Here is a 23,900-nt window from a genome sequence, read left to right on the forward strand (position 1 = left end):
CGCGATTGGCGCAAGACATATTGCGCGAAACGCGCAAGAGTGGCGGTAGCCACGCACCCGACCTGCCGCCGTCGTCATTGTCAGTGGCAGGCCTTACCCTCGGCCTGTGTCAAACTTTCCCGTTACCCGTGCCCGCGCGGACCGCGCAGTTCCCGCGGGCCGCGTCGGCTACGACCTGAACGACGACCGCCTCCTGCTGCGCACGTTCCAGCCTGAAGGGGTTCTGGAGGAGCTCCTTACCACCGGGCAACTCATCCCGGATCCGAGCCGGGCGGAGCCGCTGTTCGCCGATGCCTACGACTGGATGCTCCGGCAGATGGACCGCCGCCTTCCCACCGGCGGCGACGGGGCCCTTTGGTTCTGGGCGCGCATTACCCGTGAGTACCTGGTTGACAGCTGCAGGCAGCACCGCGGCGACGTTCTGCTGACCTGCCGGATCCCGCGGGAACGGGTTCTGATGTCCCACTTCTCGGACTGGCACCGCGCCCTGGGCGGCACACCTCACGTGCCGGAATTGCCGGGCGAGAGCGACGATGACTATGGCGCGCGGCTGGACCGGATCTGGGACGAACTCAACGAGCGCAAGCGGGCGGCCGGTGTGCTTGGCAAGGGGTTCCGGGACTGGCCCGAGGATCTGCGCAGGGATCTCGAGCGGAGCTGGGAGCAGTTCCTCGACCCGTCAACCTACGGCAGGTGGGACACCGTGCAGGCAACGGCGCATGCTCTGTACGCCGAAGACGTGGTAGGCGCTGTGCGACTGGACCCGCGATAGGAGCCCGTCGGGTGCGGGAGTTCCCGGGGCCTGCCTGAGTGCCCGCCGCGGGAAGGCTGGCATCGGGCGCGACTGTAGACCCGCCGCGGGAAGTGGGTCGCTGCTGCCACCCGACCGCGCGGACCGCCAGCTCCGCGGGAGCCCCCGAAATCGCCGGAACGGTGCCGGGACGCCGGAACGGAGCGGCGATCCGGCACCGTTCCGGCGTCTTCGGCGTCGCCGGCGAAACTGCACGTTCGTGCAAACACCCGTGATCGCTTGTCCCGCCGCCGGGAGGCCCAGAATTTGCTACTCACCAGTAACAACGAGTGTGCCGTGCGTCAAAGTTGCCGGGGCGGCTCGTGCTGTTGAGCCCGGGTTTTGGCCGCACGTTCGTGCACTTCCGCTGCGCAGGAGCAGCAACACTGCCAGCATGGAAAACCTCGGCCGGAACTGATGGTCACCCCCAAGGCCATCAGCCCCGGCTTCCCCATAGACAGACGAACAAAGAGGTTTCCATGTCATTCCTTAGCCGGGCCCTGTCCATATCCGCTGCTGCAGTCCTCGCCTCCTCATTGATGGCCGCTCCCGCCCAGGCCGTCGACGTGTCCCCGCCCGGAGCCAACGACTGGTCCTGCAAGCCGTCGGCCGAGCACCCGTATCCGGTGGTCCTGGTTCCGGGGACTTTCGAGAGCATGGAGAAGAACTGGTCCACGCTGTCGCCGTACCTCAAGAGCCAGGGGTACTGCGTCTTCGCCCTCAACTACGGCGAAACGAACGGGGTGTACGCCACGGCGCCGGTCAAGGATTCCGCGAAGGAGCTGGCCCCGTTCGTTGATGCTGTCCGTGGCGCCACCGGTGCCAAGCAGGTGAACCTGGTGGGCCACAGCCAGGGCGGCATGATGCCCCGCTACTACATGGGCTTCCTGGGCGGGGCCAAGTACGTCCATCAGCTTGTCGGCATCGCACCGTCCAACCACGGCACCGAAGGCGTGATCCTTCCGCCGCCGGACCTGCTTCCCACGCCCGACTACACCGCGGCAGGCTGTGCGGCCTGCGCGGACCAGCAGGCCGGTTCGCCCTTCATGCAGGAGCTCAACTCCATCGGCGATACTGTCGCCGGCCCGGCCTACACGGTCATCTCCACCATCCACGATGAGGTGGTGATCCCGTACAACAGCCAGTTCCTGAACGGATCCGCGCGGCAGGTCACCAACATCACCATCCAGGACAAGTGCCCGGCGGACGTCTTCGAGCACGACCAGACGCCGAACGATCCCGTGGTGCACCAGCTTGTGGGCAATGCGCTCGCCCAGGCGTCGGGTCTGGCGGATCCCGCCTACCAGCCCGCCTGCATTTAGGACGTCAAAGCAGTACGACGGCGGGAGGCCGGCTTCCAGAGCCGGCCTCCCGCCGTCGTCATTGTCTGAGGCGCCGGGCAGGTGGCGTCAGTTGCTGCGCTCCTCCACCGGCTGAGTGGCGGCAATGGAGTGCGGTACCGTCACGAGCGCCACGACGGCCAGGGCGCCGGCGGCGGCGAACGCGTAGAAGCCCCACGGGTAGGCGATGCCGGCGGCAACCAGGCCGCCGGTCACGGCAGGTCCGGCGATGGCTCCCACGCGGCCCACGCCGGCGGCGAAACCGAGGGCGGTGGCGCGCAAGCGGGCCGGGAACAGCTGGCTGACCCAGGCGTACACGAGCACCTGGGAGCTGAAGACGAACACTCCTGTGACGAAGACCAGGGCGTTGAGCAGGATGGCGTTATCAACCTTGACGCTGAGAAGGGCAAGGCAGACGGCGGACAGGCCAAACCAGAGCAGCACGATCCGCTTGGTGCCGTGCTTGTCCGCCAGGATGCCGGCGATGATGAGGCCGGCAACGGCGCCTAGGTTCAGCACCAGGAGCAGTGAGATGCCTGCGCTGACGGGATAGCCGGCGGAAGCCATGAGCTGCGGCAGCCAGGTGTTCAGGCCGTAGACCAGCAGGAGCCCCATGAACGAGGCGGCAGCGATGGCCAGGGCCACCAGGGGATACGGCTTCTTCGCCAGGTCGCGGACACCGGCCTTCTCCTGCCGCTTGGCGTTCCGCTCTGCCGGCAGGGTCTCGGGGAGCTTGAACCAGAGGAGGGGCACCAGGGCCAGGCCCGCGATGCCGCCCACCACGAACATAGTGCGCCAGTCCGGGATGACCATCAGCGCCAGGAAGGCCGTGGCCACCGCACCTGCGTGGTAGCCGGTCATGGTCCGGGTGGTCGACTTGCCGGCGGAACCGGCGGGTGCGTAATCGTTCATGTAGGCCAGGGCGACCGGAAGGCAGGCGCCCAGCCCCAGGCCGGCCAGCAGCCGGAACGTGCTGAAGACAGCCACGTTGGGAGCCCACACCACCGCGATGGTGAAGATGGAGAACCACAGAACGCAGGCAACCAGCAGCTTGCGGTGCCCGAACCGGTCCGACAGCGGGGCAATGAACAGTGCGCCGAGCCCGACGCCGACGAGGGAGATGGTTGCGGCCAGGGTGGCGCCGACCGCGTCGAAGCCGAGTTCGCCGGTTTTGATGAGTGTGGGAATGACGGTGCCAAGCACCACCAGGTCGAAGCCGTCCAGGACCATGGCCAGCCAGCAAAGCCAGACCGGCCAGCGTGACGCGCGGGTGGAAGGAGACGTAGTCATGTAATCCTCTTTGATCAGGGAAGCGGGAGCAGCACGCCGCGATGCGAGCCCGGTCACCAGGGGGAGTGATCCACGGCATGCTTTCTGAAGGGAGGCTACCGTTAAGTTCATTAAACGTACAAATGTTCGATTAGCGAACACCGGGTGGCGAAACTCCTCTTACCAGAGTTGCTTATGGCAAGGCCTATTCAGGTGGGGCCCGTGGGGCGCAAGATAAGCCATGAAAAAGATGCTTACCGCAGCCCTGGCTGCGATGGTCCTGGTCCTCAGCGCCGTAACGGCGGCTGCCCCGGGGAACGCCGCCGCGCCGTCCTCGCCGTCCTCGCCAGTACCGGGACAAATCCTGGTCAAATTCCGGGACAACAGCGCCGCTGCAGGGGTCCTTGGCCAGCATGGGCTCACGGACGGCCCGGCGGTAGGCAGCACCGGCGCCCACCTCATCACAGTGCCGGCGGGCAGGGAACTGCAGCTCGTGGCTGCGCTCGGCCGCAGTTCCGCCGTTGAGTACGCCGAACCGGACGAATTGGTTACCGCCGCCACGGCCGACCCGTACTTCGACCGCCAGTACGCCCTGCAGAACACGGGCCAATCCTTCACGAACACCGACGGAACGGTAACCGTCGCCGCGGGCACCAACGACGCCGATGTGGACGCCGTCGAGGCGTGGGCTGTCACCAACGGAACCGGCGTCCGGGTGGCCATCATCGATTCCGGGGTTGCCATCAACCACGAGGACATCTCATCCAAGGTGGTGGACCGGGCAAACTTCAGCGACACCCAGATCCTCGCCCCGGAGGATTACGACCAGTACGGCCACGGCACCCACGTGGCCGGCATCGTGGCGGCCACGGCGGACAACTCCCTGGGCGTGGCAGGTGTATGCCCGGGCTGCTCCATCCTGGACGCCAAAGTCCTCAACAGCAGCGGGTCCGGCTCTTCCTCGGGCATTGCCAAGGGCATCGACTGGGCCGTCGGCAAGGGTGCCAAGGTCATCAACATGAGCCTGGGCCAGCGGGTGTCGTCACGGACCCTCGAAGCTGCCGTGAACAACGCCTGGAACCAGGGAGTGGTAATCGTAGCCGCGGTAAGCAACGCCGGTACCCAGGCCCAGGTCTACCCGGGCGCCTATCCGAACGTCATCGCAGTAGCAGCAACCGACAACAATGACGCCAAGGCATCCTTCTCCACGTACGGCAAGTGGGTGGACGTCGCTGCCCCGGGGGTCCGGGTCTACTCGACCCTCCCGAACTACACGTCCGTCCTTGGCACGCAGAACAAGCTTTCGCCGGGCTACGACATCCTCAGCGGCACGTCAATGGCCGCGCCCATTGCCGCTGCCACTGCCGCACTTGTGTGGAGCACCCCATCGGGCACCTCAAACGCATCCGTCCGCGCCAAGGTGGAATCTTCGGCTGACCCCATTCCCGGCACGGGTTCCTACTGGGCCCATGGGCGGGTGAACGCCTGCAAGGCAGTCGGCGCCCCGGGTTGTTGAGCGTGGCAGGCGGGGGGACAGGCCCCGCCGTCGTCCTCCCGCCGTCCGGTCCTGATTCTCGAAGGAGGTAACGGGATGCAGCCAGCGCTCCCTCGTTCCAGACGCTTTCGGCTCGCAGCAGCAACGGCCGTGGGCCTGCTGGTGCTCTGTGCCACGGGCTGCGCCGGCACCCCGGCTCCACCGGGCAGCGCGTCACCGGCGCCGGATATCCATATCGCTGCTGTGGGTGACATGAACCCCCCTGCGAATACTGACCCGGACAGCCCATCCGGACGGAACGGTGCGGCAATCGCCAAGCTGGTCAAGAACAACGATATTGACGCGTTCCTGGGACTCGGGGACTTCCAGTACAGCACCGGATACTGCGAGGACTACGTGAACTTCTGGAAACCGCTGTGGGGCGGCACCCTGCCCAGGATGTACTGGGTATCCGGCCCGAACCACGACTGGCAACCCGGCCGCAACGAAGACCTGGACAACTTCATGAACGGCGAATGCCCTGGATCCGCGGACAAGGCAGCGATCAACGAAGAGCGCGGGTTCACCCCGAACGGCCAGCCGTACTCCAGGGATTTCGGGAAGTGGCACTTCGCGTTCCTGCCATCCGCGCTGTGGCGGTACGACACAGCGGACGCCAAGGCCGCGACCGGCTGGCTGGATAAGGATCTTTCTGCTGCGGAGGCGGCGGGCCAGCACCTGGCAGTCGTGTACCACGAGCCGTACTTCACGTCGGAGACGAGCGAGCACCGGCGGACGGCTGCCCAGAAGCCGTGGATAGACGTGATGTGGAAGCACCGCGTCCGGCTGACCCTCTCAGGTTCGCAGCACAACTACGAGCGGTCCTGCCCCGTCAACAAGGCAGACCAGTGCGTCGATGAGGGCATGACCGCGTTCCAGGTTTCCACGGGAGGCATAGACCTGCGTCCTTTCACCAGCAGTCCGCAGTACATCGCGAAGCGGTTCAGCGACACTCACGGGTTCCTCCGGCTTACGCTTCATGCCGATGGTTCATTCGACTGGAACTTCGTGGCCACCACGGGGTCAGGGGAGGATTCGGGAACCCGCTCCGCGCCGTGACCACACCTGGTGATTCTGCCCGCGAGGCGCGGCGGAGACCATCTTTGGGGCTTTTACCCCTAGCCGGACTGCGCGGCGCAGGGCAAAAATAGCCGGCATGAGAAAACTCTTCGCCGCCGGTCTCACGGCAGCCGTCATGGTGCTTGGCCCTGTCCCGTTGGCCCTTCCCGCCACCGCCGCGCAAGGTGCGCCTGCCGCGCTCGGGCACATCATTGTCAAGTTCCGCGACGCCGGTGCTGCCGCCAACGTCCTCCACCGGCACGGCCTCGCTGGTGGGTCCAGCATCGGCGGCACGGGCGCCCAGTTGGTCAGCGTTGCCCCGGGAGGCGAAACGCAGCTCATCGACGCACTAAGCCGGGATCCCGCCGTCGAATACGCCGAACCGGACCAGCCGGTGGGTGCCGCCACCTCTGACCAGTATTTCCCCCGCCAGTACGCCCTGCAGAATGACGGCCAGTCGTTCACCAACACCGCCGGCGACATCACGGTCCCCGCCGGCACCAAGGACGCTGACGTGGACGCCGTCGAGGCGTGGAACACCACCACCGGCAACGGCATCAAAGTCGCCGTCCTGGATTCCGGCGTCGCCAGCGACAACCCGGACATCGCCTCCAAGGTGGTGGCCCGCGCCAACTTCAGCAGCTCAGCCACCAAGGCCGGCGACCCCGTCGCGGAGGACTACTACGGCCACGGCACCCATGTGGCCGGCAACGTCGCCGCGACCGTGGACAACACCATCGGGGTGGCCGGCGTCTGCCCGGGCTGCACCATCCTGGTAAGCAAGGTCCTCAACGACAGTGGCGTCGGGTCCAGCTCCAGCCTGGCAAGCGGCATCGACTGGGCGGTCAGCAACGGAGCCAGGGTGATCAACATGAGCCTGGGAGTGCGGGCGTCGCGCACCCTGGAAGCCGCCGTCAACAACGCCTGGAACAAGGGGGTGGTGCTGGTGGCTGCGGCGGGCAACGGCGGCAACCAGACCAAGATCTATCCGGGCGCCTACCCCAACGTCATCGCCGTCGGCGCCACCGACAACAACGACGCCAAGGCCTCCTTCTCCACTTACGGCGCCAGCTGGGTGGACATCGCCGCGCCCGGCGTGAACGTCTACTCCACGTTCCCCAACCACCCGTTCGTCCTGGCAACACAGAACAACCGCTCGCAGGGCTACGACGTGGGCAATGGCAGTTCGATGTCCTCGGCCATCGTGGCCGCTGCCGCCGCCCTCGCCTGGAGCGCACACCCCGGCGCGACGAACGCGTCCATCCGCGCGGATGTGGAATCCACTGCCGACGAGGTTGCCGGCACGGGCACCGACTGGGCATACGGCCGGGTCAACGCGGCCGCCGCCGTGAAGTAGCCCGGTGAAGTAGCCCGCGGCCGGAGCCTAGCCCGCGGGCTTCAGGGCGGCCTGCCAGGCGGCAACCGCACGCGCCCCGCCCAGGGTCCAGGTGGCCGTCCCTGCTGAACCTGCCGTGCCCTGGACCTTGTCCGCGAGCTCGGCGATCTGGCCACCGGCGGCCTGCCAGCGCTGGGTCCAGCCGCTGGGTGCTGAGGATACGACCGGGGATGCGCAGTCGCACCCCACGCCGCCGATCAGCATGGCGCCGTTGGTGGAGGTTGTGATGCTCGGGGCGGTGATGCTGGTGGCGGTGTACGTGGCGTCCACGGCCGTCGCGACCGAGCTGTCAAGCGGCGTGGTGTTGTTCACGCCCCGGTAGCCGGTGATGCCGCCGCCCCACTTCACGGCGGTGCCGAGGCTCCACGAGTAGCTGGCAGGATCCGAGGCGCCCACAACGTGGTAATAGACGAAGACCCTGGCGCCGGAGGTGGACGAACTGTTGATGCCCAGGCCGTTGACCAGCGGAGCCCAGCCCGCCGGGACGGATGCCATGGACGGGTTCAGGTCTGCCGTGATGGCGGCGACCAGGACGTCGCCGGCCGCAGTGCCGGCGGGAGCGCTGATGGAGACGGCGGAGGCGGCTGTTCCTGCGTAGGTGGTCACTGAGCCGACGGCGGTGATGCCGGCGGACGCCGTAGCTGCACTGACGGTGACGGTGGTGCTCGCCGAGCTGGAACCGGCGCTGTTGGTGGCGGTGAGCTTCGCGGTGTAGGTACCGGCTGCCGCGTAGCTGTGGGCGGGATTCTGCGCCGTGGACGTGCCGCCGTCGCCGAAGTCCCAGGCCCAGGACGTGGGCGTGCCGGTGGACGTGTCGGTGAAGGCGACGTTCAGCGGCGCGGTCCCGGAGGTGGGGGAGGCCGAGAAGGACACCACCGGTGCCGTGGTGGCGGATCCCAGCGGGCGGTCCGAATACCAGTAGCGTTTGGCTACGTCGTCGCTGGCCATGACCACGATGCCCGTGGAGCTGTCCACCCCCTGCTTGGTGGTGGTCACATTGTTCATGTTGGACGACGAGGCGCTTTGGATGATGGGAGTCCCGCGGCCGGTGCCGAAGACCGGGTTGTCCATGGACGCCGTCTTCTCGTAGATACTGCCCGCAACCCCGGAGTACGCGCAGCCGCCGACCGTGGTGGGCGGTGCGGTCTGGAAAGCATGGACCAGGTTGTTCTGGGTGTCCAGGACAATCTGCGGCCTGCTGACGCAGTCGCCCGTGGTGGAGATGGTCGATTGCGTGAAGGATCCCGTGCCCGGTTTGAAGACGAGCAGCAAAAGCTGCGGCAGCGTGGGATCACTGGAGACGTCGTTCAGGCTGGTTTTCACCGCAGCGAAGACCCGTCCGCTGGTATCCGACTGCAGGGACTTGATGTTCAGGTGGTCATCGGCCTGCCCCTGGCCCCGGATGGCCGGCTGGAAATTCCAGGACGACGACGCGGTGGGGGAGGTCCCGTCCGTGCGCGAGGCCCACCACACCGAGCCGGTGAGCTGGTCGCTCCACATCACGCCGATCTTGTTCTTGTTGTAGGACACCACGGCGGAGATGTCGTCCGGTGCCGGGTGCGGGTTGGAGACCGGGAGGACGAACGGCGCAGCCCAGCTGGAACCGCCGGGCGCCGAGTTGTTGACGTAGACCGTGTTGGTGAATCCGCTGGTGCTGTTGCCGGCCACCTGCGTCCACGTGGCCCAGATGGCGCCGGTGCTGTCCTCATCGATGGTCATCGACTCGCTGCTGTTGTTGGTGATGACCGTGGGGAACCCGGCGTCCAGCGTGTACTTCCCGCCGGAGTAGCTGTACCGGTAAAGGTAGGCGGGCTGTCCGGCGGCAGAGGGCACCGGGTTGGCGTCGGTGGAGACCGTGACCACGTGCGAGGCGATATAGAGGTGGCTGCCGTCCCACATGGTGTCCGCCAGGGTGCTGCCGCGGGTGTCACTGACCACGCCCGTGTTCACCCAGGTGGCGCTGGGGCGGTCCAGCCGGTAGATGCCCCAGCCGCTGCCGCTGGTCCACATGTCCGCCCACCAGGAGCCGTCATTCCACCAGAGTTTGCTCTGCGGTTTGTCAGAGGTGGGCGGATTGGCGACGCCGGAATAGGTGATGCTGGGGGTGCCGTAAACGGAGTCGGCGGATGCCGGGGGAGACGCGACGAGGGCAAAGCCAACTACCAGGGCCAGGACCACCGCGTGCCGTAACCACCTGGGGAAAACTGCGATCTTCATGGCCGTCTCCTGGGCGCTGATGCCGCAATGGCGGATGCTCTTGTTCCTGAGGTACCAACCGCCGGCCCAGTCTCGACGGAAACCCCATGAGGCTCCAAGAATAGGCCTGAGTAACTCAAGGAACAAGAGCATCTGCCGTCACGGCTGACGCACATGCCGCCGAGGTCAGGCGCGCGGCTGCAGCCCCGGGACGCCGTCGCGGATCTCGAAGGAGGCCTTGGTGGAGACCGGCGCACCCGGTGTCGTGACATGCTCCAGCACCCTGAAGTCCGCGGTCATGGCGTCCCTGGTGATGCGCGTGTTCACGTAGCCGCGGTTGTCGTTATAGAACTTCAGGTGCGGGTTCCAGGCCATGGTGGCGTCCGTGGTGGAGCCGGTGCCGTTGCCCGTGGAGGTGATGGAGGTGCAGACGAGCTCCGAGCCCACCACAGGGGAGGCGGGATCCTTGTAGTCCACCTTGACGTCATTGGCCCAGTTGCGGTGCACATCGCCGGTGAGCAGGACGGCGTTCCGGACGTTTGCGTTCACCCAACCTTGGGTGATGCGGCGGCGGGAGGCCGCGTACCCGTCCCAGCCGTCCATGGACACGTCGTCGATCTCCGGTGCCTTATTGCGGTCGCGCTCGGCGAAGAAGACCTGCTGGCCCAGGATGTCCCACCGCTGGGTGGAATTCCTGAATCCGTCCAGCAGCCACTTCTCCTGCTCGGCGCCGGTGATGGTCCGGTCCTCCGCCAGCCGCTCGGTGACGTTCTTCTTCCAGCCGTCGCCAGCCAGCTGGTCGTCACGGTACTGCCGGGTATCCATCATGTGGAAGTTGGCCAGCTGGCCCCACTGGATCCTGCGGTAGATCTTCATGTCCGGGCCTGACGGGAGCGACGACGGGCGGAGCGGCATGTTCTCGTAGTAGGCCTGGAACGCGGCGGCGCGTCGCTGCCGGAAGTGCTCGGTGCTGTCGTTGAGCTGGCCGGCGTCGTTGTTCTCCGGCACGTCGTCCGCCCAGTTGTTGTCCACCTCGTGGTCATCCCAGACCACTGCCCAGGGTGCGATGGCGTGCGCGGCCTGCAGGTCGGCGTCGGCCTTGTACTGGGCGTGCCGCTGCCGGTAGGTCTGCAGCGTGACGGTCTCGGGGCCCTCGTGGTCCCGCGGGTTGCCGCCGCCGATCACGTAGCTGCCCTTTTTGTATTCGTAGAGGTAGTCGCCAAGGTGCAGCACCAGGTCCGGGTGGTCCTCGGCCAGGCGGCGGTAGGCGGTGAAGTAGCCGTGCTCGTAGCAGCTGGCGAATGCCATGGCCAGAGCGGCGGGTGTCTCGTGCAGCGCAGGGCTTGTAAGCGTCCGGCCCACGGGGCTCACGTGGCGCGGAACCGGTAGAAGTACTCGCGGCCCGCCTTCAGGCCCCGGAGTTCCACGTGCACTGAGTGCGCGGCCTCAGGACGCGCCTGCTCCACGCCGCGGGCCACCACGTTGCGCATGCCCTGGTCTTCGGCCACCTCCCACTGCACCGCCACCGGCCGCGACGGCATGCCGCCCAGTCCGTCCTCCGCCACGGGGTTCAGCGCCAGGCGTGTCCACAGCACGAAGCCATCCGGCCACGGCTCGCCGGAGGCGATGCCGAGCATGAAGGGATCGGTGCGGAGGCCGGCGTCGTCCGCGGTGGAAACGGCGACGGCGGCACTTGGCAGGGCGGCGACGAGGCCGGCTCCGAGGCCGGCGGAGATGAGGGTTCTGCGGGAGATGTTGTCCATGGCTCCCACGCTATTTCCAGCCGTTGTACAGGCTTTGAGGAGGATATGAATGAGCGGTTAACTGCGTGACAAGGATTGTTATCTATCGCTTTGGGTCCCGCGGTGGACGGGCCTTTGGACTCTGGCTTCCGCAGGGCCTGCCGGGCAGAGTTGGGGCCGACCCATCCGGCCAGGGAAAGAAGACGCCATGCCCCGCACGTCCGTTATCACCGGCGCCGCCTCCGGCATCGGCAAGGCAACCAAGGAACTGCTCGAGCAGCGGGGCGAACGCGTGATCGGAGTGGATCTCCACGATGCCGAGGTGGTGGCTGACCTCTCCACCGCGGAGGGCCGCGCCGGCCTGGTGGACGCGGTACGAAAAGTCAGCGGCGGCAGGATCGATGCCATTTATGCAGTGGCCGGGCTTGCCATCGCGGCTCCCGTCACGGTGGCCGTGAACTTCTTCGGCACAGTCGCCTCGGTCGATGGGCTCCGGCCGTTGCTGGCCGGATCGGAGGCGCCCCGCGCCGTGGTGGTGTCCTCCATGGCCGCCCTCATGGCCACCGACGATGAGCTGGTGGCGATGCTCACCGCCGGGGACGAGCCCGGTTCCTTGGCCCGGGCCGGGGTCCTGGCCAAGGAACCGGCCACCACCGGCGGCCTCATTTACTGCTCCACGAAGCTGGCACTGTCGCGGTGGGTCCGCCGGCAGGCTTCCACTGCAGCGTGGGCAGGGGCCGGGATCCCGCTGAACGCCGTGGCGCCCGGTGTCATCGCCACCCCCATGACCGCCGAGCTGATCGATACCGAACAGGAGCGCGAGGCGCTGCTGAAACAGGTCCCGATGCCGCTGAACGGCATCGCGGAACCCATCGTGGTCGCCCGCCTGCTGGCCTGGCTCAACAGCGCCGAAAACACGCACCTGTGCGGTCAGGTTGTCTATGTTGACGGCGGCAGCGACGCTGTCCTGCGAGGTGACTCCGTCTGGTGACGGAGGGGGCCGGCCCCTAGCTGATGGCAGTCATGACGTTCCAGCCCGGGCCCACGTTGATGCGCCAGCCGAACAGGCCGTTGCCTAGGCCGGGGTAGGTCCAGAGGGTTCCGTTGGTGTCGCGGGCGACGAGGTCCGGTTTGCCGTCTCCGGTGAGGTCGCCTGCTGCGCTGATGGCGGTCATGACGTTCCAGCCGGGGCCCACGTTGATGCGCCAGCCGAACAGGCCGTTGCCCTGGCCCGGGTAGGTCCAGAGGGTGCCATCGGTGTCGCGGGCGACGAGGTCTGGTTTACCGTCCCCGGTGAGGTCGCCTGCTGCGCTGATGGACGTCATGACGTTCCAGCCGTCGCCGACCTTGATGCGCCAGCCGAACAGGCCGTTGCCGAGGCCGGGGTAGGTCCAGAGGGTCCCGTTGGTGTCGCGGGCAACCAGGTCCGGTTTCCCGTCCCCGGTGAGGTCGCCTGCTGCGCTGATGGACGTCATGACATTCCAGCCGTCGCCGACCTTGATGCGCCAGCCGAAGAGCCCGTTGCCGAGGCCGGGGTAGGTCCAGAGGGTCCCGTTGGTGTCGCGGGCGATGAGGTCAGGCTGACCGTCTCCCGTGAGGTCGCCTGCTGCACTGACCGCGGTCATGACGTTCCAGCCGTCGCCGACCTTGATGCGCCAGCCGAACAGGCCATTGCCCTGGCCCGGGTAGGTCCAAAGGCTCCCGTTGCCGTCCTGTGCCAGGAGGTCTGCCTTGCCGTCGCTGGAGAAGTCCCTGGCCACCGGAGCCGCAGCCGGACCGGTAAAGAGCAGGCGGTTCGGGGTGCCCGTTGACACGTTGGTGACAGTGCCCTGGGTGGCGGCGGACGTGAGCTCCGCTGCCACCGCAGCAGGCGTCTGCTGCGGGTTCCGCGACAGGGAAAGCGCCGCGGCACCGGCAACGTGCGGAGACGCCATGGACGTACCGCTCAAGGTGGCTACCGACGTGGTGGAGGTGTCCCAGTCGGACTGGATGCCCACGCCCGGTGCGTACAGGTCAACGCAGCTCCCGTAGTTCGAGAAGCCTGCCTGCCGGTCCGAGGAATCGGTGGCGGCGACGGTCAGGGCCTCGGCCACCCGTGCCGGGGAGGTGGTGCAGGCGTCCACCGCGGCGTTTCCGGCAGCCACCACGGCTGTGACGCCGTCATTGATGATTCCCCTGATGGCGTCATCCAGGGTGGTGCTGGTGGGGCCGCCAATGCTGAGGTTGGCCACCGCGGGCGTGCCGGCGGCATGCTGGGACGCGATCCAGTCGAGCCCCGCGATGACGTCCGAGTCATATCCGGAACCGTCGCAGCCGAGCACCCGCACCGGAACCACGCTGGCTGATTTGGCCACCCCGAAGGTCTTCCCGGCGATGATGCCGGCGACATGCGTGCCGTGGCCGTTGCAGTCGCTGCTGCCCTTGCCGTCGGCGATGGCCGTCCAGCCCGCGGCCACCCGGCCGCCAAAGTCCGTGTTTTCCGCCAGGACGCCGGTGTCGATGACGTAGGCGCTGACGCCCGCGCCACTGGAGGTGGGCGTGAAGGTGTTCGAGAGCGGAAGCGCCCGCTGGTCGATCCTGTCCAGGCCCCAGGGCGGTGACTGCTGGGTGTCGGAAACCGAAACGGGCGAATCCGGCTCAATCAGGGAGATCCGGGGCGAATGTGCCAGGGCAGCCGCCTGCCATTTGGTGGCGGTGATGGCCGCTCCCCGGACCGCTGCGGAGAACGTCCTGCCGACCCGCACACCCTGGGACCGAAGGGACTGCGCCTCCGCTGCCACGTCCGAGCCCTTTGTGAAACTGACCAGGTAGCGGCCCTCGTCACCGGCCAGGGGGACGGCCGCCTGCGCGCCACCGCTGACTGCGGGCGAGGGCAAAGGAGCGACGGTCACCACAGGGGTGGATGCCGTGGCCGGGGGAGCCGTCAGCATGACGGCAGCCGCGGCTGCCAGCACCGCGCCGGCAGGGCCCCGGAATCGCTTGGAAAATGACATGGGTGGCCTCCTGTGACCGATCCATCCTGCGGTGAACAAACCTCGAGCGGTTCCGCAAGCCGTTCCGGGCACGGCAAAGGAGGCAGGTGTTGGCAACGGGTACAACGGTAAGCAGTAAATTCGGTAGCCCCAGACATCCCTTGTGCTCCCCAGCTTTCGGCGGAAACGGAAACCATTTCCTGGTCCACACTGCCCGTCCTGTCCAGGATCCCCGGCTGAGCCCGGGGTCTGTTTTCCAGCGCAGGCGTAGCGCCTGGGCAGCCGGACGGTGTGGTCCCGGCCATTTTACAACTCCCCGGTTACGGAAGCGGCGGCCCCAGCTTGCACGCTCAACCAGCGGGGCAGGACGCCCGGAAGGCCAGGTACCGCGGATCGCCGCGGCCCACCAGCCGGCCCAGTGCGTCGACAGCCAGCGGGTCAACAGCTCCCATGTCGGTGGAAAGCCACTGAACCAACAGCGAAGCGTCCCCGCAGGCCCGCACGGCCGATCCAACGGCCATGTCCAGTTGGTCCCGCAGCAGTTGCACCGCAAGGGCAACCGACCGGCGCAGCAGGGGTGCCCGGTACGCTTCCAGCGCTTCCGCCACAAGCCCGTCGCGCAGCAACCGGAGCACCCGCCCTGAATCGGAATGTCCGGCCAGGCCAGGGGCCAGGCGGTAGGGGTTGGACTCCACGGCGCCGCCCAGCATGGACCGCACCCGGAACATCTCGGTCCGGATGGCCTGCGGGGTTCCGGCATCCCCGTGCAGCTCGTAGGCCAGTTCCTCCGCGGACCAGCCCTGCGACCGCGAATCCAGCAGCGCCAGGATTTCCGCCCGGCGCAGGGTCAGCGGCGTGCGGCTCCCGTCAGCGAACACCGCCGTGGGCTTGTCGCCGAGCAGTTCCAGCGACTCCACCGCCACGGTCCGGGCTGCAGTGGGCGCAGGCCGCCGCGACGCACGCACGGAATGCCGGGCACCCGGGGAGGTGCCGCCGTCTGACGTTCCCAGCAAGGCTTCCGCCACCCGGACGGCGCACCGGACCATCCGCAGGGTGTCCGCGCTGATGGTGTCCAGCGGTCCGGACACGTCCAGTACGCCCAGCACCCGTCCCGTGGCCGGGTCCGTAATGGGCGCCGCCGTGCAGGCCCACTCGTGGTGCGTGCGCACCAGGTGCTCGGCGGAGAACAGCTGCACGGCGCTGCCGGTAACCAGGGCCTCGCTGATGGCGTTGGTGCCGATGCCTGCCTCGGACCAGTCCGCGCCTTCGGAGAACTCCAGCGTGTCGGCCCGCCGGAGCACGGCCGGGCTGCCCACCCGCCACAGGATCTCGCCGCTGGCATCGGTGAGGACCAGCAGGTGGCGGCCGGACCGGGATTCATCGGCCAGGAGGTCGTGGAGCGCCGGCATCACCTGCTGCAGACGGTGTTCCCGCCGCATTTCAAGGACCTCGGACACCTCGTGCAGGTGCCGCGGGCTGTGCTGGTCCGGGCTGATGCCCAGGGCCATGGAGCGCCGCCACGACTCCACCAGCGGCGTGGGGATCTCGGGCCGCGGGACACCGGCGATGACCAGCTCGTGCGCGCGCCGCAGCGTCCGTGCGTACCGCGCCGGGTCCGAAAACCTCTGGCCGTAGTCCACCGTTTCCTCCTCGCAGCCGGCTCCCTTGCCGGATCCGTGTAACGCCGCTGTTACCCACGCCGGGTTCAACTAGTGATGCAGCGCACGCCCGCCCCAGCATATCGGGCAGGCGGGGCCCATGAAACAGCACAAAGGAGTGGAGATGACCCAAACACCCACGGCTGCCGCCCAGGCCTGGCTTGCCGGGCTGGATGAGGCGCTGCAGCGGCGCGACGTGGACGCCGCGCTGGAGCTCTTCGAGGACGACTGCTACTGGCGGGACTTCGTGGCGTTCACCTGGAACCTCAGGACGCTGGAAGGAAAGGCAGACATCCGCCGCATGCTGGAGGCCACCCTGGACCGCGTGCAGCTTACCAACTGGGCGCTCGCCGAGGACGCCACCGGCGGCACGGAGAACACGGAAGCGTGGATCACGTTCGAGACCGGCGCGGCCCGCGGCTACGGCCACCTCCGGCTCCGGGACGGCAAATGCTGGACGCTGCTGACCACCATGCAGGAGCTCAAGGGCTTCGAGGAAAAGAAGGGTCCGCGGCGCGAGCAGGGCGTGGCCCACGAGATTGTCCGGGGGCGCCGGTCCTGGAAGGAGCTCAAGGAGGAGCAGGAGGCGCGGCTGGGCTACGAGGAGCAGCCCTACTGCGTGATCATCGGCGGCGGCCAGGGCGGGATTGGCCTCGCCGCCCGGCTGAAGCGGCTTGGCGTGCCGACCATCATCGTCGAGAAGAACCAGAACCCCGGCGACTCCTGGCGCAACCGCTACAAGTCCCTGCACCTGCACGACCCCGTCTGGTACGACCACCTGCCCTACCTGAAGTTCCCGGACGACTGGCCCGTCTTCGCCGCCAAGGACAAGATCGGTGACTGGCTGGAGCATTACACCCGCATCATGGAGCTGAACTACTGGTCCGGCACCGAGTGCGTGGGGGCTGCGTACGACGACGGCACACAGGAATGGGCGGTCAACGTCCTTCGCAACGGCGAACCAGTGACACTCCGGCCTAAGCAGCTGGTCTTCGCCCTGGGCGTCTCCGGCTACCCGAACATCCCCACGTTTGACGGCGCCGGGTCCTTCCTGGGCGAGCAGCGGCACTCCTCCCAGCACCCGGGCGGCGGGGACTGGACGGGCAAGAAGGCCGTGGTGATCGGCTCCAACAACTCGGCGCACGATATCTGCGCCGACCTCTGGGAGCACGGCGCCGACGTCACCATGGTCCAGCGGTCCTCCACCCACATTGCCCGCAGCGAGTCCCTGATGGACCTGGCGCTGGGGGACCTGTACTCGGAGCGGGCGCTCGCGGCCGGGGTGACCACGGAGAAGGCCGACCTGCTGTTCGCCTCCCTGCCCATGCGCGTCCTGCCCGGGGCCCAGGTGCCGGTGTACCAGGAGATGGCATCCCGGGATGCTGGGTTCTACTCCCAGCTGGAGGCAGCCGGGTTCGACCTGGACTTCGGCGTGGACGGGTCCGGCCTGTTCGTGAAGTACCTGCGGCGCGGCTCCGGCTACTACATCGACGTCGGCGCCTCCCAGCTGATCATCGACGGCAGGGTGAAGCTGAAGAACGGGCAGGTCACCAAGATCACCGGCAACGCCGTGGTGATGGACGATGGCACTGAGCTGGAGGCGGACCTGATTGTCTACGCCACCGGGTACGGGTCCATGAACGGCTGGCTGGCGGACCTGGTCTCGCCCGAAATTGCGGACCGTGTGGGCAAATGCTGGGGATATGGCTCAGACACGCCAAAAGACCCTGGTCCGTGGGAGGGGGAGCTGCGCAATATGTGGAAGCCCACCAACGTGCCCAACCTCTGGATCCATGGTGGCAACCTGCACCAGAGCCGGCACTACTCCGCCTACCTGGCGCTGCAGTTGAAGGCCCGGATGGAAGGACTCGACACACCGGTCTACGAACTGCAGCCCAGCCACCACACCCGCTAGCCGCGTTTACAGCATGGAGGAATCATGAAGGCAGCACGTTTCCACGCCCGCAAGGACATCCGGATCGAGGACATCCCGGAGCCGGAGCTGCGGGCGGGGGCGGTGAAGATCGACGTCGCGTGGTGCGGCATCTGCGGCACGGACCTGCACGAGTTCCTGGAGGGACCCATCTTCTGCCCCGCGCCGGGGCATCCGCACCCGCTGTCCCACGAGGAATCCCCGGTGACCCTGGGGCATGAATTCTCCGGGACTGTGGCTGAAGTCGGCGAAGGCGTGGAGGGGCTGGAAGTGGGTGACAACGTCGTCGTCGAACCCTATTTCGTGGACGGGACCTGCGACATGTGCCAGGCGGGCAGCTACCACCTGTGCCGGCAGATGGGGTTCATCGGGCTGTCCGGCGGCGGGGGAGGGCTGAGCGAGAAGATCGTGGTGGACCAGCGGTGGGTGCATCCCATCGGCAACATCCCGCTGGACGAGGCCGCACTGATCGAACCGCTGTCCGTGGCACACCACGCGGTGGCGCGCAGCGGCGTCAAGGCCGGCGACACCGCGCTGGTGGGCGGGTCCGGGCCGATCGGCCTGCTCACGGCGGCGGTCCTCAAAGGCATGGGCGTGACCACGATCATCAGTGAGCTCACCCAGGCCCGCAAGGAGAAGGCCACTTCCAGCGGCGTGGCGGACCACGTCCTTGACCCAAGCAAGGAGGACGTCCCGGCGCGGGTTCGCGAGCTCACCGGGGGCACCGGGGCGGACGTCGCCTTCGAATGCGCGGGCGTGAACGCCGTCCTGGACACGATGCTCGACGCCGTCCGGCCCGGGGCTGTGGTGGTGAACGTGTCCATCTGGGGTTCGCCCGCCACGGTGGACATGCAGAAACTGGTGGTGAAGGAGATCGACCTGCGCGGCACCATCGCCTACGTCCGCGACCACCCCGCCGTGATCAAGATGGTGCAGGAGGGCAAGGTGGACCTCAAGCCGTTCATCACGGGCAGGATCGCGCTGGAGGACCTGGTGGAGCAGGGCTTCGATACCCTCATCAACCACAAGGACACTGCCGTAAAGGTGCTGGTGCATCCGTAAAGCCGGCGAAGCTGCGGGGTGGGGCGTCGTTCACAGCCCGCAGCCTTCCTGCTGCCGCAGCCGCCCTCGTGCTTCCGCGTCAGGGTTCGGGAAGCTCCGCCGGTTCGCATGTCCTTGAATCCACAGGCGCCCCGATGTACAGGTAGGCCGGGCTTTTCGCCCGGATACTGACCATTGCTCCGGCCGCGTTCGCGCTGCTCATCGTCCTCGTTGCGAGGAAGCACCTGCCGTCGGCCAGCTTGTGCACGCTGGCCGTCAGATGCATGGTCCAGCTGATGCCGGGGAGCTGTTGTTCCAGGGCGGCGATCAGCTCCGCACGCAGTCCGGAGCCAAAGGTATGGCTTGGACTTTAGTCCCTGTTGTGGAGTAACCCCCAGGCGTACCTTGAGGGTGGGTTCCACAGCCGCGGAACCTGCATCCAAGGGGGCATCATGACCAAGCCCAGGCTTTCGGCATTCAGCGTTCTCGGGCTCAGCGGCCTGATGGTCCTCACCGCCTGCTTCGGCCCGCCGGCGCCGGGCCCCACCACCAGTTCCGCGGCCCCCAGCCCCACCGCGAGCAGCGCCGGCCCCACCACGACAGCGAGCCACACCACGACGCCGGCCCCCACCATGACGGCGACCCCGACGACGCCGGGCAGCACCTCAGCCGCGCCCACCACCCCAGCGGCCACGCCGCCGTCGTCCGCCCCGGCAAGCGCGCCGCCCACACAGGAACCCACCCCAACGGGGCTGCCTGAACAAACCGGCCCGTTAACCATCTACTACGTGGCGGTGGGCGACAACGGCGTCTCGGGACCGAAGATCGGGTGCGGTGACAGCTTGGTGGCCACCACCACGGCACCCGTCCGCTTCACGGACCAGGTGGGCCCCAGCGTCGGGACCCTGCTGGCCAATAAGAGCCGGGATGTGGGCCTGTCCGGGCTGATCAACGTCCTGTACCAGTCGAACCTGACCTACCTCGGCGGCGAGCTGAACGGCAGCACCATCACTATCTGGCTCTCCGGGCAGTTCATGCTGGCCGGCGTCTGCGACATCCCGCGGGCCAAGGCGCAGCTTGAGTACACGGCCATGGCCGCCTCCGGGGCCACGAGCGCACAGGTGTTCGTCAACGGTAAGCCAATAGACGAAGTACTGAGCCTTAAGTAATGGGTCCGGTGAGCCGTCCTTCCGCCCTGCGCCAGCTGGCGGCCGCAGTCCTGCCGGTGGCGGTGCCCGCCGTGATGCTGCCGGTCTTCCGCCAGGTGGTCCGCCGGTTCGGGGACCGGCGCGGCTACCAGGCGGGGTTTGCCGCTTACTGGACGCTGTGCTGGGGAATGGCCCTTGCAGTGGTAAGCCCGCCCCGGCTGGTGGAGCTCTGGCGGACGCCGGACGGTCCGGTAACGCAGCGGCGCGGGTTATTCCGGGGCATTTTGCTCCTGCCGCCCGCGGGTGCCATCACCACCGAATTGATCCCCAACGCCAGGGCAGCGGGTACGACGGCGGCGCTCACCGCCATGGGCATCGGCGTCACCAACGCGATGGCTGAGGAGGCGCTCTGGCGGGGTGTGCCAATGGCTGTCTCTCCTCACCGGAAAGTCCTTGGCTGGCTCTGGCCGGCCCTCGGTTTTACGGCATGGCACCTGGTTCCGCTGTCCATTCAGCCCCATCCGCGGGGCCGCTGGCCGGTGCTGCTGGGTGCCGGGCTGATCGGCCTGGGGTACGGATGGGCCGCCCAAAGGAGCGGGTCACTCCTGGCCGTGTCCATTGCGCACGCCGCCACCGACTCCTGCGGCGTCCGGGCCGCGCGAAACATCTGGTTGCCTGTGAGCGGGGAGGTATCCGGTTGAACAGCCTGCAGCACCCGATCTTCGCCCGTGCTTTTGCCCGCGCCGTGGGCAGAATGGACCGTGGCGGGGCCCTTGAACACCGCCGACGCATCCTGGCCGGGCTGCAAGGATCAGTGATTGAAATTGGTGCGGGAACCGGATCCTCTTTTCCGCTCTACCCACCGGCCGTCACCCGCGTCCTGGCCCTTGAGCCCGATGACTATCTGAGGAGCGTGGCGCAGCAGGCAGCAGCATCGGCCAGTGTTCCGGTGACTGTTGTTGATGCGGCCGCCGAGCACATCCCCGCGGAAACCGGCAGCGCTGACGCCGTGGTGGCCAGCCTGGTCCTCTGCAGCGTCAAGGACCAGGCCGCCGTCCTTGCGGAGATCCGCCGTGTCCTGCGCCGTGGAGGAACCCTGGCCTATTACGAGCACGTCCGGTCCGGACACCCTTTGCTGGCCAAGGCAGAAGACGTGCTGACCCCGGTGTGGGGACGGTTCATGGGCGGCTGCCACCTCAACCGGGACACCCTTGCCGCCATCACCGCAGCAGGATTCAGTGTGCAGGACAACGAACGGTTCGGCTTCCCGGTGCAGCGGCTGAACCCTTCCCTCGCCCACATCCTGGGCACGGCCACCAGTCCCAGCGTGCAACATTGATCCGGAACGACGGCGGCAGGCGGCGTCCCGCGGTCGTACCCTTGTGCTCTAAAGGGAACATCCCAGCCTCGCCTTTCCGAACGGATCCGGCATGACAGACGTGAACGTCCGGGAGCGCAGCTCCCTCCAGTTGGCCATCACCGACGCCGCGAGCCTGACGGCGGACCAGGCGCTGGCGCACCTGGGTTCCGGCCCGGGCGGCCTCAGCGGGGAGGAAGCGGCCGCCCGCCTCCAGCAGTTGGGCCCCAACGCCGTCCGCACGCACCGCGCCAACGCCTGGGCCGTACTGGGGCGGCAGTTCGCCAGCCCCATCCTCATCCTCCTGATTGTCACCGCCGGGTTGTCCCTCTTCCTGGGCGACGCCACCAACTCCATCGTCATCGGCGTGATCCTGCTGGCCAGCGTGGGCCTCGGCTTCACCAACGAGTACCGTGCGGAGCGGGCCTCGGAAGCCCTGCACGACCGCGTAACGCACCGGGCCGTGGTGCTCCGCGACGGAACCACCAGGGAAGTGGACGTTACCGCCCTGGTGCCGGGCGACGTCGTCCATCTCTCCCTGGGCGCCATCATCCCGGCGGACATCCGGCTCCTGACCACCAACAACCTTCTCTGCGATGAAAGCATCCTCACCGGGGAGTCCCAGCCTGCGGCCAAGGAAGCTGCTCCCGTTGCCGCCGGTTCAGCATTGGGAGACCTCGCCTCCTGCGTGTTCATGGGCACGGTGGTCCAGTCCGGCGGCTGCACCGGGGTGGTGGTGGCCACCGGCGGCCGGGCCGAATTCGGGCGCATAGCACTCGGGCTGGGCGAGAGGCAGCCGCAGACCGAGTTCCAGCTGGGACTCAAGCGGTTCTCCTTCCTGCTGCTGCAGGTAGCCATGGTGCTCACCTCGCTGATCTTCGTGGCCAACCTGCTGCTGCAACGTCCGCTCATCGAATCCCTGCTGTTCTCGCTGGCAATTGCCGTCGGCATCACCCCTCAGTTGCTCCCCGCCGTGGTCAGCACATCCCTGGCCACCGGCACCCGGCAGCTGGCCAAGCGGAAGGTGCTGGTCAAACGCCTGGTATGCATCGAGGACCTGGGGGACATGGACATCCTGGTCACGGACAAAACCGGCACCCTCACTGAGGGCAGGATCAGTTTCACCCGGGCGCTGCCGGTAATGCCGGAAACATCCGATGACAGGCTGTTCAGACTGGGGCTGCTGGCCACGGAGACCGACTACACGGAAGGCAGAACCTCCCGGGCCGGTCAAAATCCGCTGGATGCCGCCCTCTGGGACAGCCCCGGTGCCTCCGCATTCGAACCGGCCCGCTATGAACGGCTGGATCTCATCGGCTTCGACCACCAGCGTCGCCGCACCACCGTGCTGGTCCGTGAAGCCGGCGGTCCCGCGCAGCTGGTCACCAAGGGCGCCCCGGAGGACGTCCTGGCCCTGTGCGGGCCCACGCCACCCGCCGTCCAGGCGTTGCTGGACGAGCAGTTCGACGCCGCCTCCCGGGTGGTTGCCGTGGCCACCCGTCCGGCTGCAGACCTGGTGGAGCTGGCCCCGGCTGATGAGCATGGGCTGACGCTGGCCGGGTTCCTCGTTTTCCTGGACCGGCCCAAAGCCAACGCCCGGCAGTCCCTGGACCTGCTGGAGGCGTTGGGAATTTCAGTAAAGATCGCCACCGGGGACAACGCCAAAGTGGCTGAAAGAGTCTGCGCGGATCTGGACGTGATCTCCGGCGGCACCCTCACCGGCGCCCAGGTTGAGGCCATGTCCGACGCCGACCTCGCCCCCGCCGCCCGAACGGCAACGATCTTCGCGCGCGTGTCGCCCGAACAAAAGGCACGCATCATCGCCCTGCTGCGCCTCAGCGGCGGATCGGTGGGCTTCATGGGTGACGGCGTCAACGACGCCCTGGCACTCCACAAGGCGGACATCGGCATCTCCGTCGATACCGCCACTGACGTTGCCAAGGACGCAGCCGACGTCGTCCTCCTGGACAAGGACCTGGGCGTGCTGGCGGACGGCGTGATGGAGGGGCGGCGGATCTTCGCCAACACCATCAAGTACGTGCTGATGGGCACGTCCAGCAACTTCGGCAACATGTTCAGCGCGGCAGCAGCCTCCGTGGTGCTGAGCTTCCTGCCCATGCTGCCGGGCCAGATCCTGCTGAACAACCTGCTGTATGACTCCGGGCAGCTGGCTATTCCGGGGGACCGGGTGGACAAGGAGCAGCTGCGGGCGCCGTCCCACTGGGACATCGCCTTCATCCGCCGGTTCATGCTTCTCTTCGGGCCCATCAGTTCGCTGTTCGACTTCGCCACCTTCGCCCTGATGCTGTTCGTGTTCACCGCTGCGCCGGGGAGTTCCGGGTAGCTGGTTCATCGAATCCATCGCCACCCAGACGCTGATTATCTTCGCCATCCGCACACGGCGTGTTCCCTTCCTGCGCAGCTTACCGTCAGCCGGCCTGATCGCCGCGTCGCTCGGCGTGGTG

16 protein-coding genes and 1 pseudogene are annotated in these 23,900 nt (G+C 67.5%); 12 read left to right on the forward strand and 5 right to left on the reverse strand.

Features of this window, described 5'->3' with window-relative positions; all coding sequences use genetic code 11:
* Nucleotides 1-106: 106 nt before the first annotated feature.
* On the forward strand, nt 107-772 hold the full coding sequence (locus tag NMQ03_RS05590; RefSeq protein ID WP_255174758.1) for a DUF3841 domain-containing protein: 666 nt from the start codon (nt 107-109) through the stop codon (nt 770-772).
* 497 nt (nt 773-1,269) lie between these two features.
* The gene (locus tag NMQ03_RS05595) at nt 1,270-2,112 is read left to right on the forward strand and encodes a triacylglycerol lipase (RefSeq protein ID WP_255174759.1); all 843 of its coding nucleotides are present in this window, start codon (nt 1,270-1,272) and stop codon (nt 2,110-2,112) included.
* Between the two features lie 87 nt (nt 2,113-2,199).
* On the opposite strand, the gene NMQ03_RS05600 is transcribed toward NMQ03_RS05595, so the two are convergent.
* Complete coding sequence (locus NMQ03_RS05600) at nt 2,200-3,420, reverse strand: aromatic acid/H+ symport family MFS transporter (protein ID WP_255174760.1); 1,221 nt, start codon at nt 3,418-3,420, stop codon at nt 2,200-2,202.
* A 220-nt stretch (nt 3,421-3,640) separates the two neighbouring features.
* Between NMQ03_RS05600 and NMQ03_RS05605 the strand changes: the two genes are divergently transcribed.
* From NMQ03_RS05605 to NMQ03_RS05615, 3 genes are all read left to right on the forward strand, one after another.
* Nucleotides 3,641-4,915 carry a S8 family serine peptidase gene (locus NMQ03_RS05605; protein ID WP_255174761.1) on the forward strand — a complete coding sequence of 425 codons (1,275 nt, stop codon included), beginning with the start codon at nt 3,641-3,643 and terminating at the stop codon, nt 4,913-4,915.
* 75 nt (nt 4,916-4,990) lie between these two features.
* Nucleotides 4,991-5,992, forward strand: a complete 1,002-nt coding sequence (locus tag NMQ03_RS05610; protein ID WP_255174762.1) for a hypothetical protein — start codon at nt 4,991-4,993, stop codon at nt 5,990-5,992.
* Between the two features lie 97 nt (nt 5,993-6,089).
* Nucleotides 6,090-7,349 (forward strand): S8 family serine peptidase, encoded by a 1,260-nt coding sequence (locus NMQ03_RS05615; RefSeq protein ID WP_255174763.1) that lies wholly within the window; start codon nt 6,090-6,092, stop codon nt 7,347-7,349.
* Nucleotides 7,350-7,376: 27 nt separating this feature from the next.
* On the opposite strand, the gene NMQ03_RS05620 is transcribed toward NMQ03_RS05615, so the two are convergent.
* Entirely contained in the window at nt 7,377-9,605 is a 2,229-nt protein-coding gene (locus NMQ03_RS05620; protein WP_255174764.1) for a PKD domain-containing protein, read from the reverse strand.
* A gap of 165 nt (nt 9,606-9,770) precedes the next feature.
* Nucleotides 9,771-11,347: pseudogene (locus NMQ03_RS05625) on the reverse strand (alkaline phosphatase).
* A 187-nt stretch (nt 11,348-11,534) separates the two neighbouring features.
* Between NMQ03_RS05625 and NMQ03_RS05630 the strand changes: the two are divergent.
* The gene (locus NMQ03_RS05630) at nt 11,535-12,317 is read left to right on the forward strand and encodes an SDR family oxidoreductase (RefSeq protein ID WP_255174765.1); all 783 of its coding nucleotides are present in this window, start codon (nt 11,535-11,537) and stop codon (nt 12,315-12,317) included.
* 16 nt (nt 12,318-12,333) lie between these two features.
* On the opposite strand, the gene NMQ03_RS05635 is transcribed toward NMQ03_RS05630, so the two are convergent.
* Nucleotides 12,334-14,319 carry a S8 family serine peptidase gene (locus NMQ03_RS05635; RefSeq protein WP_255174766.1) on the reverse strand — a complete coding sequence of 662 codons (1,986 nt, stop codon included), beginning with the start codon at nt 14,317-14,319 and terminating at the stop codon, nt 12,334-12,336.
* Between the two features lie 329 nt (nt 14,320-14,648).
* The gene (locus NMQ03_RS05640; RefSeq protein ID WP_255174767.1) at nt 14,649-15,938 is read right to left on the reverse strand and encodes a GAF domain-containing protein; all 1,290 of its coding nucleotides are present in this window, start codon (nt 15,936-15,938) and stop codon (nt 14,649-14,651) included.
* Between the two features lie 142 nt (nt 15,939-16,080).
* Here NMQ03_RS05640 and NMQ03_RS05645 point away from each other — a divergent pair, with 142 nt between their 5' ends.
* The 6 genes from NMQ03_RS05645 (at nt 16,081) to mgtA (ending at nt 23,779) form a co-directional block, all read left to right on the forward strand.
* Nucleotides 16,081-17,871 (forward strand): NAD(P)/FAD-dependent oxidoreductase, encoded by a 1,791-nt coding sequence (locus NMQ03_RS05645; RefSeq protein ID WP_255174768.1) that lies wholly within the window; start codon nt 16,081-16,083, stop codon nt 17,869-17,871.
* Between the two features lie 24 nt (nt 17,872-17,895).
* Nucleotides 17,896-18,951: a 2,3-butanediol dehydrogenase gene (locus tag NMQ03_RS05650; protein ID WP_255174769.1), complete on the forward strand. Its 1,056-nt coding sequence runs from the start codon at nt 17,896-17,898 to the stop codon at nt 18,949-18,951.
* Nucleotides 18,952-19,382: 431 nt separating this feature from the next.
* The gene (locus NMQ03_RS05655) at nt 19,383-20,099 is read left to right on the forward strand and encodes a hypothetical protein (RefSeq protein WP_255174770.1); all 717 of its coding nucleotides are present in this window, start codon (nt 19,383-19,385) and stop codon (nt 20,097-20,099) included.
* Nucleotides 20,100-20,107: 8 nt separating this feature from the next.
* Nucleotides 20,108-20,779 (forward strand): type II CAAX prenyl endopeptidase Rce1 family protein, encoded by a 672-nt coding sequence (locus NMQ03_RS05660; protein ID WP_255174771.1) that lies wholly within the window; start codon nt 20,108-20,110, stop codon nt 20,777-20,779.
* Nucleotides 20,776-21,417, forward strand: a complete 642-nt coding sequence (locus tag NMQ03_RS05665) for a class I SAM-dependent methyltransferase (protein ID WP_255174772.1) — start codon at nt 20,776-20,778, stop codon at nt 21,415-21,417. The genes NMQ03_RS05660 and NMQ03_RS05665 overlap by 4 nt, the downstream gene beginning before the upstream one ends.
* A 91-nt stretch (nt 21,418-21,508) precedes the next feature.
* Nucleotides 21,509-23,779, forward strand: coding sequence for a magnesium-translocating P-type ATPase (gene mgtA / locus NMQ03_RS05670; protein ID WP_255174773.1), 2,271 nt, complete (start codon nt 21,509-21,511; stop codon nt 23,777-23,779).
* The last annotated feature ends 121 nt before the right edge of the window (nt 23,780-23,900 follow it).

The organism is Arthrobacter sp. DNA4 (assembly GCF_024362385.1).
GTDB lineage: Bacteria > Actinomycetota > Actinomycetes > Actinomycetales > Micrococcaceae > Arthrobacter.

Excerpts from the sequence above, each read along its gene's own strand:
- NMQ03_RS05650 (WP_255174769.1), top strand. The coding sequence starts at position 17,896 with ATGAAGGCAGCACGTTTCCACGCCCGCAAGGACATCCGGATCGAGGAC.
- NMQ03_RS05635 (WP_255174766.1), bottom strand. The coding sequence starts at position 14,319 with ATGTCATTTTCCAAGCGATTCCGGGGCCCTGCCGGCGCGGTGCTGGCA.
- NMQ03_RS05610 (WP_255174762.1), top strand. The coding sequence starts at position 4,991 with ATGCAGCCAGCGCTCCCTCGTTCCAGACGCTTTCGGCTCGCAGCAGCA.
- NMQ03_RS05595 (WP_255174759.1), top strand. The coding sequence starts at position 1,270 with ATGTCATTCCTTAGCCGGGCCCTGTCCATATCCGCTGCTGCAGTCCTC.
- mgtA (WP_255174773.1), top strand. The coding sequence starts at position 21,509 with ATGACAGACGTGAACGTCCGGGAGCGCAGCTCCCTCCAGTTGGCCATC.
- NMQ03_RS05615 (WP_255174763.1), top strand. The coding sequence starts at position 6,090 with ATGAGAAAACTCTTCGCCGCCGGTCTCACGGCAGCCGTCATGGTGCTT.
- NMQ03_RS05620 (WP_255174764.1), bottom strand. The coding sequence starts at position 9,605 with ATGAAGATCGCAGTTTTCCCCAGGTGGTTACGGCACGCGGTGGTCCTG.
- NMQ03_RS05645 (WP_255174768.1), top strand. The coding sequence starts at position 16,081 with ATGACCCAAACACCCACGGCTGCCGCCCAGGCCTGGCTTGCCGGGCTG.
- NMQ03_RS05600 (WP_255174760.1), bottom strand. The coding sequence starts at position 3,420 with ATGACTACGTCTCCTTCCACCCGCGCGTCACGCTGGCCGGTCTGGCTT.
- NMQ03_RS05655 (WP_255174770.1), top strand. The coding sequence starts at position 19,383 with ATGACCAAGCCCAGGCTTTCGGCATTCAGCGTTCTCGGGCTCAGCGGC.
- NMQ03_RS05605 (WP_255174761.1), top strand. The coding sequence starts at position 3,641 with ATGAAAAAGATGCTTACCGCAGCCCTGGCTGCGATGGTCCTGGTCCTC.
- NMQ03_RS05630 (WP_255174765.1), top strand. The coding sequence starts at position 11,535 with ATGCCCCGCACGTCCGTTATCACCGGCGCCGCCTCCGGCATCGGCAAG.